Source organism: Variovorax sp. CF079 (assembly GCF_900101545.1).
Classification (GTDB): domain Bacteria; phylum Pseudomonadota; class Gammaproteobacteria; order Burkholderiales; family Burkholderiaceae_C; genus Variovorax.
The window spans coordinates 1-10,541 of the sequence record NZ_FMZU01000047.1 but is presented as its reverse complement, the minus strand read 5'-3'; the positions used below and the strand labels follow the sequence as shown (position 1 = coordinate 10,541).

The 10,541-nt window shown below is 67.1% G+C and carries 10 protein-coding genes and 1 pseudogene; 10 read left to right on the top strand and 1 reads right to left on the bottom strand.

Going from position 1 to position 10,541, the window contains the following annotated elements; genetic code table 11:
• A pseudogene (locus BLS74_RS35455) lies at window positions 1–114 on the top strand (maleylacetate reductase); the annotation flags it as partial.
• Here BLS74_RS35455 and BLS74_RS33245 read toward each other — a convergent pair.
• On the bottom strand, window positions 111–1,025 hold the full coding sequence (locus BLS74_RS33245) for a LysR family transcriptional regulator (protein WP_093112268.1): 915 nt from the start codon (window positions 1,023–1,025) through the stop codon (window positions 111–113). The pseudogene BLS74_RS35455 and the gene BLS74_RS33245 sit on opposite strands and share 4 nt — an antisense overlap.
• A gap of 124 nt (window positions 1,026–1,149) precedes the next feature.
• Between BLS74_RS33245 and BLS74_RS33240 the strand changes: the two genes are divergently transcribed.
• From BLS74_RS33240 to BLS74_RS33200, 9 genes are all read left to right on the top strand, one after another.
• On the top strand, window positions 1,150–2,106 hold the full coding sequence (locus BLS74_RS33240) for an AraC family transcriptional regulator (protein WP_093112270.1): 957 nt from the start codon (window positions 1,150–1,152) through the stop codon (window positions 2,104–2,106).
• A 167-nt stretch (window positions 2,107–2,273) separates the two neighbouring features.
• Window positions 2,274–3,137 (top strand): DUF2272 domain-containing protein, encoded by an 864-nt coding sequence (locus BLS74_RS33235; RefSeq protein ID WP_093112266.1) that lies wholly within the window; start codon window positions 2,274–2,276, stop codon window positions 3,135–3,137.
• Window positions 3,138–3,255: 118 nt separating this feature from the next.
• Window positions 3,256–4,227: a Bug family tripartite tricarboxylate transporter substrate binding protein gene (locus BLS74_RS33230; protein WP_093112264.1), complete on the top strand. Its 972-nt coding sequence runs from the start codon at window positions 3,256–3,258 to the stop codon at window positions 4,225–4,227.
• Between the two features lie 18 nt (window positions 4,228–4,245).
• Entirely contained in the window at window positions 4,246–5,361 is a 1,116-nt protein-coding gene (locus tag BLS74_RS33225; RefSeq protein ID WP_093112262.1) for a DSD1 family PLP-dependent enzyme, read from the top strand.
• A gap of 23 nt (window positions 5,362–5,384) precedes the next feature.
• The gene (locus tag BLS74_RS33220; protein ID WP_093112260.1) at window positions 5,385–6,839 is read left to right on the top strand and encodes an N-acyl-D-amino-acid deacylase family protein; all 1,455 of its coding nucleotides are present in this window, start codon (window positions 5,385–5,387) and stop codon (window positions 6,837–6,839) included.
• A 1-nt stretch (window position 6,840) separates the two neighbouring features.
• Window positions 6,841–7,980 carry a DSD1 family PLP-dependent enzyme gene (locus BLS74_RS33215; RefSeq protein ID WP_093112258.1) on the top strand — a complete coding sequence of 380 codons (1,140 nt, stop codon included), beginning with the start codon at window positions 6,841–6,843 and terminating at the stop codon, window positions 7,978–7,980.
• A 20-nt stretch (window positions 7,981–8,000) separates the two neighbouring features.
• The gene (locus BLS74_RS33210) at window positions 8,001–8,972 is read left to right on the top strand and encodes an ornithine cyclodeaminase family protein (RefSeq protein WP_093112256.1); all 972 of its coding nucleotides are present in this window, start codon (window positions 8,001–8,003) and stop codon (window positions 8,970–8,972) included.
• A gap of 9 nt (window positions 8,973–8,981) precedes the next feature.
• Window positions 8,982–9,890 (top strand): LysR family transcriptional regulator, encoded by a 909-nt coding sequence (locus tag BLS74_RS33205; RefSeq protein WP_093112254.1) that lies wholly within the window; start codon window positions 8,982–8,984, stop codon window positions 9,888–9,890.
• A gap of 157 nt (window positions 9,891–10,047) precedes the next feature.
• Window positions 10,048–10,491 carry a helix-turn-helix domain-containing protein gene (locus BLS74_RS33200; RefSeq protein ID WP_093112252.1) on the top strand — a complete coding sequence of 148 codons (444 nt, stop codon included), beginning with the start codon at window positions 10,048–10,050 and terminating at the stop codon, window positions 10,489–10,491.
• The last annotated feature ends 50 nt before the right edge of the window (window positions 10,492–10,541 follow it).

The following is a 10,541-nucleotide window of genomic DNA, read 5'->3' as shown; positions in this document are numbered from 1 at the left end:
GACCGCGCGGCGGACATCGCGGCGGCCAACCCGTACTGGAATCCGCGCCCGGTCGAGCGCGAGGCGATCCGCGCGCTGCTGCAGCGCGCCTTCGAGGGCGAGCCGCCGGCCTAGCTGGTCCACTTGCGCTGGTAGTCCATGCGCTCGAAGTGCTCGACCAGGAAGTCGATGAAGGTGCGCACCTTCGCCGACATGTGGCGCCGGCTCTGGAAGGCGATGTTGATGCGCAGGCGCGGCAAGTCCCACTCGTCGAGCACCGGCACCAGGCGGCCGGCCACGATGTCGTCATAGAGGATGTACTTGGGCTGCACCAGGATGCCGAGCCCGTCGAGCGCCGCCGCGCGCAGCACTTGGCCGTCGTTCGCCTCGAGCAGGCCCTTGACCTTGATCACGCGCCGCTCGCTGCCGCGGCGGAAGGCCAGCTCGTCGGGGTTGTGGCTGTAGGTGTAGATCAGCAGGTCGTGCGCGGCCAGCTCGTCCACGCTCTGCGGCGTGCCGCGCCGATCGAGGTAGCCCGGCGAGGCGGCGAGGATGCGCCGCGTCTCGGCCAGGCTGCGGATGGTGATGTTGGAGTCGTTCTCGTACTCGCGCGTGCGGATCGCGACGTCGATGTTGTTGTCGATCAGGTCGTAGTAGCGGTTGGCCGCGACCACCTGGACCGCGACCTTGGGATAGCGCTCGGTGTAGGCGCGCAGCAGCGGCGCGATGTGGTGCATGCAGAAGGACAGCGATGCGCTGATGCGCAGCGTGCCCATCGGATCGAGCGCCTGGGCATTGACCGCCGAATCGGCATCGCGCAGATCGGCCAGGATGGTCTTGCAGCGGTGGTAGTAGCTCTCGCCCGCCTCGGTCAGCGAGAGGCGGCGGGTGTTGCGCTGCACGAGCCGCACGCCCAGCCGCGCTTCCAGCGAGGCCAGGTGCCGGCTGGCGGCGGCGTTCGACAGGCCCACGGCCTCGGCAGCGCGCGACAGGCTGCCCTGCTCCGCGGTTTGTACGAACAACTCGATCTCGGTCCAGCGATCCATGCGGCATCTTAGTTGCGTGGCAACGGCCTCCCGGACTTGCAGGATCGCCGCGAGTTCTTGCCCGATCGTCCAAACCCTGCCGGCCGCGCGAGACAAACGCAGCAGGCTTGCCTAAGCTATGGACATGACCACCGTCTCCACTGCCGCCACCGCACGCGAACGTCCGGACCAGCAACTGCAACTGGTCCTCCGGCGCGCCGAACTCGCCGCGCTGATCGAGCGCTTTGCCGTCGCGGAGGGCACCAACCCCACCGCCGTTCCCGGCCTGGCGGTGTTCCGATCCACGCGCGTCGGGGAACCGCTTCATGGCGCCTACGAACCCGCCTTCTGCCTCATTGCGCAGGGGAGCAAGCGCGTCATGCTCGGCGACGAGCTGTTCGTCTACGACTCGTCCAGCCATCTCGTGGTGTCGCAGAACCTCCCGGTGACCGGACAGGTCATCGATGCGACCCCCGAAGCGCCCTACCTGGCCCTGCGCCTCGACATCGATCCGGCGGAGATCGCGACGATGATGCTGGAGGCGGACCACCTCAAGTCGCCGAAGGCAGCGGCGCGAGGCATCTTCACCGGCGAGACCTCCATCGAACTCCTCGACGCGGTGGTGCGCCTGATCCGCCTGCTCGACACGCGCGAGGACGTCCCTGCCCTCGCGCCGCTGGTCATCCGGGAAATCTACTACCGCCTGCTGAAGGCCGAGAACGGCTGGCGGCTCGGACAACTGGCGGTCGCGGGCAGCCAGAGCCAACGCATCTGCCGCGCCATTGCATGGCTGCGGGAACACAGCACGGCGCCACTGAAGCTGGAGGACATGGCACGGGCCGCGCACATGAGCGTGTCGTCCCTGCACCATCATTTCAAGGCCGTGACCGCGATGAGCCCGCTGCAGTACCAGAAGCAGTTGCGCCTGCAGGAAGCGCGCCGTCTGCTCTTCAGCGACATGGTGGACGCCGCGGAGGCCGGCTACAAGGTCGGCTACGAAAGCCCGTCGCAGTTCAGCCGCGAGTACAGCCGGATGTTCGGCGCGCCGCCTGCGCGCGACGTGCGGCGCTTCAGACAGGGTGAGCTGGGCGGCAGGCTTTGAGATCCGCAAGCGCTCAACTGGTTTTTTCCATCCGCCCTGTCATGGCACTCGCGAAGGCGGCGAGGTCGCCCCATCGCTGACGCCGAGCTGCTTGTCAGCCATTTGCGACTGGCTACGCCCGCGGCTTCGTGGTCAACTCGCCTGGCCATGGAGACAAGGAGCTTCCGATGCAGAAACTCGTCAACGTCGAAGCGATCAATGTGCGGTCCGAGGCCAGGGTCGAGCCCGACACGCTGATCGGCCCCATCTTCCTCGGGCAGGCCGTCGATGACCTGGAAGACGGACCGGAGGGCTGGCATCACGTCCGCACCGCCGTCGATGGGAAATCGACTGAGGGCTTCGTCAAGGCCGCACTGCCGATCACCAAATTCGACTGGCAGCCGCCCGAGCAGCCCACCTTGCGCGACCCGGCCTCTCCGGCGCGGGAGGCGCTCGTTGCCGCGGCCGTCGAGCAATGGCTGCGCTTCGACAGAGGCGCCGGCAAGGAAGCGAAGGAGCCCTTCAGCGGCTTCATCGGCGAGATGTGGAAAGCGTTCGGCAAGCCGTTCACAGGCAAGACCGCCACGCAGCCCTGGTCGGCGGTGGCGATCTCGCTGATGGTGAGGACGGCGGCCAGGGAGTTCGACGAGTACAAGTCCTTCCAGCAGTCGATCGGCCATGCCGCGTACATGTGGGATGCGATCAAGAAGAACGCGAGCGGCGACCTGGCAGCGCCCTTCTGGGGCGTGCGGCTCGACAAGGCAAAACCCCGGGTGGGCGACATCATCGGAAGCTGGCGCGAGAGGCCGGCGAGCTACGACGACTACCTCAATGCCTCGAACAATCCCGAGTTGCCGAGCCATTGCGACATCGTCGTGGCCGTCGGGCCGGAGGTCGCATGGGCGATCGGCGGGAACGTGCAGAACTCGGTGTTCGCAACGGGCTATCAGCTGAGCTCGGATGGCACGCTGCTGAGCAATCCGAGGATCACCGCGGACGGCAAGCTCGTCGGCGAGGCGATCGTCCTCCTGGACAACAGGGTCAGCTCGTAAGAAAAATTGAAGGATAGATGTAGTTTCAGGTAGTTTATTTTTTGAATACGCAAACCTAGACTTGCCTCCAGGCCGTGCTTTCCGGCTTATCGATTCCACACTGCCGGAGGTCCGTGCCATGCGTCTGCGTTCTCTGCTGCCCTCTCTTGTTCTTGCCGCGCTGGCGGCCATTTCGATGCCGGCCCTGGCGGCCTATCCTGACAAGCCGATCCGCCTGATCGTGCCGTCGGCTCCCGGCGGTGCACCCGACGCGCTGATGCGCGCACTGGCCACGCAGTTGTCGCAGCAGATGGGCGTGCCCATCGTGGTCGACAACAAGCCCGGTGGCTCCTACACGATCGGCACCATGGACCTGGTCCGCTCCCCGGCCGACGGCTACACGCTGGCCTACGGCAACGTCGTCTCGCTGGCCACCAACCGCTCGCTGCTGAGCAATGTGCCGTACGACGTGGAGAAGGACCTGACGCTGGTCGCCAACACGCTGCGCCTGTCCAATCTGATGATCGTCAGCAACGAGCTGCCGGTCAAAAGCGTGCCCGAGCTGATCGCCTATGCGAAGAAGAACCCGGGCAAGCTGGCTTTTGCATCCGACGGCAACGGCACCACCGCCCATCTGGGAGTGGAGCTCTTCAAGTCCATGACCGGCACCCACATGCTGCATGTGCCCTACAAGGCCGGGACGGCAGCCCTCACCGACCTGATCGGCGGCGGCGTTCAGCTCATGATGATCAACACGCCGGTGTCCGGTCCACCGGCCCAGGCCGGCCGCGTGAGAGCGCTGGGAATCTCGTCCACCCAGCGCTCGCCCACCTACCCGGACATTCCCACCATTGCCGAATCCGGCGTGCCGGGCTTCGAGGTTGCGGCCTGGGGCGGCATCGTTGGGCCGGCTCGTATGCCCAAGGACATCGTGACCCGCCTCAATGCTGAAATCCGTACCGCGCTGGCCAACCCGGCGGTGCGCGAGCGCTTCAAGATGCTGGGTGCCGAGACCGACCCCAGCACGCCGGAGCAGTTTCTCGAACTCTCGCGCCGCGAGACGGTCAAGTGGGCCAAGATCATCAAGGACTCGGGCGCGAAGATCGACTGACGGTCGGGCTGATACACCATGACCCCCTGGAAAGCTGCAAGGCCCGGCGATCAGCTCAGCGCCATCGACACGCCCGCGCTGGTGCTCGACCTCGATGCATTCGAGCGCAACCTCGCGCGCATGGCCGAGGCGCTGCGCGGCACGAACGTGCGACTTCGTGCCCACGCCAAGTGCCACAAGACCCCCGAGATCGCACTGCGCCAAATGGCTTTGGGCGCCGCCGGCATCTGCTGCCAGAAGGTCAGCGAGGCGGCGGTGTTCGTGGAGGCCGGCATCGAGGATGTGCTGGTCACCAACCAGGTGATGGGCGACACCAAGTTGCGTCATCTGGCAGCCTTGGCGCGCAAGGCGCGCGTGGGCGTGCTCGTTGATCATCCGCAACAGGTGCAGGCGTTGGCCACCGTTGCGCAGGCGCACGGCTTGGCGCTCGATGTCTATGTCGAGGTCAATGTAGGCGCGGACCGCTGCGGCGTCGCCCCCGGCGACGAGGCCGTGCGGCTGGCGCGGCAGATCGTTGCCGGCACGCCGCTGCGTTTCATGGGCCTGCACTGCTACCACGGCCCGGCCCAGCACATGCGCGCGCCGCAGGAGCGGGCCGCGGCCATCGCCGGCGCCGTGGAGGCCGCGCGCACCACCCGCGCGGCCATCGAGGCCTGCGGCATTGCCGTCGAGCGTGTAACGGGCGCGGGTACCGGCAGCTTCCTGCACGAACGCGATTCCGGCGTCTTCAACGAGATCCAGGCCGGCTCCTATGTCTTCATGGATCGCGACTATGGCGACAACCAGCGCGGCGAGAACGACATCGCTTTCGAGCATGCGCTGTTCGTGCGCACCACGGTCATGAGCCGCGCGACGCCCGAGCGCGCCGTGGTCGACGCCGGCCTGAAGGCATCCAGCGTGGACTCGGGCCTGCCGACCGTGTGGCAGCGTGCCGACCTGCGCTATGTGAAAGCCTCGGATGAGCATGGCGTGCTGGCCACCCCCAACGGAGCCGCGCTTTCGCTGGGTGACCCGCTGATGCTGGTGCCCGGCCACTGCGACCCGACGGTCAATCTCTATGACGAACTGATCTGCGTGCGCGGCGAGCGGGTCGAAGCCCTCTGGCCGATCGCTGCGCGCGGCGCATTGCTGTGACCCTTTTCAACTCGAGATATCCGATGCAGGAAAAATTCGACCTTCTGATCCGCAACGCCAGCGTCGTCGACGGCACCGGCGCGCCCCGCTTCGCCGGCGACATCGGCATTCGCGGCGACCGCATCGCGCGCATCGGCGATCTGTCGGCGATGCACGGCGACGTCGAGATCGACCAGGGCGGCCGCATCGCGGCGCCAGGCTTCATCGATGCGCACACGCACGACGATCGCCTCATGCTCTCCAACCCCGACATGGCGCCCAAGGTCAGCCAGGGCATCACTACCGTGATCGCGGGCAATTGCGGCATCTCGCTGGCGCCGATGCCGGGCGGAATCACGCAGCCGGTCACGCCGCCATTGAATCTGCTCGACGAGGAAGGCGGCTGGTTCGCCTTCCCCACCTTCGCGTCGTACATCGAGACACTGCGCGCCAAGCCCGCGGCGACCAACTGCGCGCTGCTGGTGGGCCACACCACCTTGCGCGTCGCGACGCTGGACGACCTGGGCCTGCCTGCCACCGAAGAACAAATCGCCAGCATGCGCGCGCTGGTACAGGAAGCGCTGGAAGCCGGCGCCATCGGCGTCTCCACCGGCTTGTTCTATGAGCCCGCGGTCGCCGCGCCGACCGAGGAAGTGATCGAGACCTGCCGCCCGCTCAAGGACTTCGACGGCGTGTACTGCACGCACATGCGCAACGAAGCAGACCAGGTGATCGACTCGCTCGCAGAAACCTTCCGCGTCGGCCGCGAGGTTGGCGTGCAGGTGGTGATCTCGCACATGAAGGTGGTCGGGCCCGCGAACCACGGCCGTTCGCAGGAGGCGCTGTCCTTCATCGAGAAGAACATGGCCATCCAGCCGATCTGCCTGGACTGCTACCCGTACACGGCCGGCTCCACCATCCTCTCGGCCGACCGCGCAGCGACCTCGTCGCGCGTGATCGTGAGCTGGTCGAAGCCCATGCCCGAACATGCGGGCCAGGACCTCAACGTCATTGCGAAGAAGCTGGGCGTCAGCGAGGAAGAAGCGATCCGCCGGCTCAGCCCCGCCGGCGGCATCTACTTCCGGCTCGACGAGAGCGACGTGCAGCGCATCCTGAAGTTCGACAAGACCATGATCGGCTCCGACGGCCTGCCGCACGACGCCTCGCCGCATCCGCGTCTGTGGGGCAGCTTCCCGCGCGTGCTGGGCCACTACGGCCGGCTGCTCGGGCTGTTCCCGCTGGAGACGGCCGTCTACAAGATGACCGGGCTCACGGCGAAGAACTTCGGCCTCAAGGACCGCGGCGTGCTGAAGGAAGGCGCGTACGCCGACCTGACCCTGTTCGACGCCGACAGCGTGGACGAAGCCGCGACCTACGAAACGCCGATCGCCCCGGCGCGCGGCATCGACGCGGTGATCGTCAACGGCACGATGGTCTGGCAAGGCGGCCACCCGACCGGCGCGCGCCCCGGACGCGTGCTGGCGCGGGAGGCCCACTGAAATGACGAATCAATTTCTCGAACAACTGGAGACGCCCGCGCTGCTGCTCGACGAGGCGCGCATGGACCGCAACATCGAGCGCATGCGCCGCCAGGCGCGCCGCCTCGGCGTCTCGTTCCGTCCCCACGTCAAGACCAACAAGTCGATCGAGGTGACGCGCCGGATCATGGAATCGCCGCAAGGGCCGATCACGGTTTCGACGCTGCGCGAGGCCGACTACTTCGCAGCGCACGGCGTCACGGACATCCTCTACGCCGTCTGCATCGCGCCGAACAAGCTCGACCATGTGATGAGGCTCCAGGACCAGGGCGTGCGGCTCACGCTGATCCTGGACAGCATCGAGGCGGCACGCATGCTCGCCGGGCGCGCGAAGGCGGCCCAGCGGCATTTCGACGTGCTGATCGAGATCGACTCGGACGGCCACCGCTCGGGCGTGAATCCCGATAGCGGCGATCTCCTCCAGATCGCGCAATTCCTCGAAGGCGCCGGCATTCCGGTGCAGGGCATCCTCACGCACGCCGGAAGCTCCTACGACTGCACATCCACCGACGCGATCTGCGCGATGGCCGAGCAGGAGCGTGCGGCGGCCGTGCACGCGGCGCAGCGCCTGCGCGCGGCGGGCATCGCATGCCCCGTGGTCAGCGTCGGCTCGACACCGACCGCGCTCTTCGCCGAGCAGCTGGAAGGCGTCACCGAAGTGCGCGCCGGCGTGTTCGTGTTCTTCGATCTCGTGATGGCCGGCCTGAACGTCTGCCGGGTGGACGACATCGCCCTGTCGGTGCTGGCCACGGTGATCGGCCACCAGCGCGAAAAAGGCTGGACGATCCTCGACGCCGGATGGATGGCGTTGTCGCGCGACCGCGGCACGGCCAGGCAGCCGGTCGACCAGGGCTACGGGCTGGTCTGCGACCTCGACGGGCGGCCGCTGGACGACCTCATCCTCGTGGGCGCCAACCAGGAGCACGGGATCATGGCGCACCGCTCCGGCAAGATCGAGGGCGCGCTGCATCTGCCGGTCGGCGCGCAGGTACGCATCGTGCCCAACCACGCCTGCCCCACTGCGGCGCAGTACGAGCACTACAAGGTGCTCGGCGCCGGCCACGAGATCACTGCGACCTGGCAGCGCTTCAGCGGCTGGTGAAGCGCAAACAGGAAGACACGATGTTGATCATCTCGGAGCAGGAAGCCCGCGCGCTGGTGAGCGTCGAGGACGCCATTGCGGCGGTCGAACAATGCTTCGCCGCAATGGCAGCCCAGGAGGCGCGCAACTACCCGGTGGTTCGCGAGGGCGTGGGCTACCAGGACGCCGTCTTCGGCGTCAAGGCCGGCTGCGATAGCAGCGCACCCATTCTCGGCCTCAAGGCGGGCGGGTACTGGCCGCACAACATGGGCAAGGGCCTGAGCAACCATCAGTCTTCGACCTTGCTCTTCGACGCGGACACCGGCCGCGCTTGCGCACTCGTCAGCGCGAACTACCTGACCGGCGTGCGCACCGGCGCGGCCAGCGCCATCGCGACCAAGCACCTGTCGCGTCCCGACAGCAGCGTGCTCGGCATCATCGGCGCGGGCGCGCAGTCGCAATACCAGCTGCGCGCGACACTGGCCGTGCGTGCCATCCGCCGGGTCCATGCGTGGAATCGCTCGGCCGAGAACCTGACAGCCTTCGGCCGCATCGTGGAGCAACTCGGCCTGGAGTTCGTCCCGGAAAGCGGCGCCCAGGCCGTGGCCGCCCACGCCGACATCCTGATCACCGTGACGCCCTCGCAGAAGGCCCTGGTCGAGAAATCCTGGGTGCGCCCCGGCACCCACATCAACGCGATGGGCGCCGACACCCGGGGCAAGCAGGAGCTGGATCCGGCGCTGGTAGCGACGGCGGCCCTGTTCGTCGACGAGACCGCACAGGCCATCAGCATCGGCGAATGCCAGCATGCCTACGACGCGGGCCTGATCACGGATCGGAGCTTCCGCGGCAGCATAGGCGCGGTCATCGAAGGCCTGTGCGACGGCCGCCGCACGGCGGACGAGATCACGCTCTTCGACGGAACGGGCGTGGCGCTGCAGGATCTGGCCGTGGCCGATCTCGCCGTGCGCGCGGCCGCGAAGCGGGGACTCGGCAGCAACGTGGACTATTAGTATCGAAGGATGTCGCACGACATCACCGACCTGCGCTTCTTCGTCGCCATCACCGAAAGCGGCTCCCTCGCGGAAGCCGCGCGGCGCATGGACGTGACGGCCTCGTCCGTCTCGCAGCGGCTGCGGCAACTCGAAAGCCGCCTGGGCTTGCACCTGGTCCATCGCAGCACGCGCCGCTTCAGCCTCACCGACGAGGGCGAGCTCTTCCATGCGGGGGCCGTGAGCCTGCTCGCCGAACTGGATGGCCTGATCGACAACCTGCGCGCCCGTTCGGGCGAGGTCGCGGGGACGCTGAACGTGTGCGGCCCCTTGGGCTTCGGCCGGCATCACCTGGCAGCCGCCATCGCCGACTTTCATACGCGGCACCCGGGGCTGAAGGTTTCCCTGACGCTCAGCGACGTGGTGTCGGCGACCGACGCGAACCGCTTCGACCTGATCGTGCACATCGGCAACCTCGCGAATTCGAGCCTGGTCGCCTACCCCATCGCGCCCAATGCGCGCTTCGTCTGCGCCGCGCCCGGCTACCTCGCCCGCCGCCCTGCGCCGCGCACGCCGCAGGAGTTGGCCGGGCACGACTGCATCGCGCTGCGCGAAAACCAGGAAGACGTGACGCTGTGGCACTTCAAGAAGAAGCGCAGTGAAGTCGCGGTGCGGGTGGCGGCGACCCTGAGCAGCAACGACGGCGACGTCGTGCGGCAGTGGGCGCTGAAGGGCAAGGGCCTGATCATGCGCTCGGAATGGGACATCGCCGAGAGCCTGGCCTCTGGGCATCTGGTTCGGGTACTGGAGGACTGGAGCCTGCCGGCCGCCGACGTGGTGGCGCTGGTGGCGCAGCGCCTTGGCATGTCCGCCAGGGTGAAGCTGTTCCTGTCGTTCCTGCAGCAGCGCTTCAAGCCGGTGCCGCCTTGGCGCAGCTAAGGTCCCAACGCCGTACGCTGCGGAGCGCTTCAGCAAAGCATCAACGCTCCATCAAAGTTCCCTCCGGCCTTGACCACTCCCGCTAGTACAGTGACACGTAAATAACGGAACATGAATACACTCCGTCTTTCCCCGTTGGGGTTACGAAGGAGTTCTCATGCGCCAGACCGAACTGCATTTGACCGAGAAGGATCGGTCGGTCATCGAGGAGATTCGAAGCAAGGGAATTCATCATTCGCGCGAAGTGAACCGGGCGCATGCGCTGTCGTGCCTGGATCGCGGGATTCCCGAGGCGCAGATCATGGACGTGCTGGGGATCGGACGCACCGCGCTGTGGCGCACCCGGTCGGCATATCTGCAAGGAGGCGTCGATCTCGCCGTGTTCGACGTTGCACGCTCGGGTCGGCCGCGACAGTACGACACCGATGCCGAGGCGCGAGTGACGGCGCTGGCATGCTCGGCTCCACCCGAGGGTCGCCAGCGCTGGACGATCGTCGAGCTCGAACGTGCCGCGCGCCGGGAATTGGGCCTTGGCAACGTCAGTCGGGAAACCGTCCGGCGCATGCTCAAAAAAACGATCTCAAGCCCTGGCGACGGCTGATGTGGTGCATCGGCACGCTCACCGAAGAGTACCGCTGCCGCATGTACAAC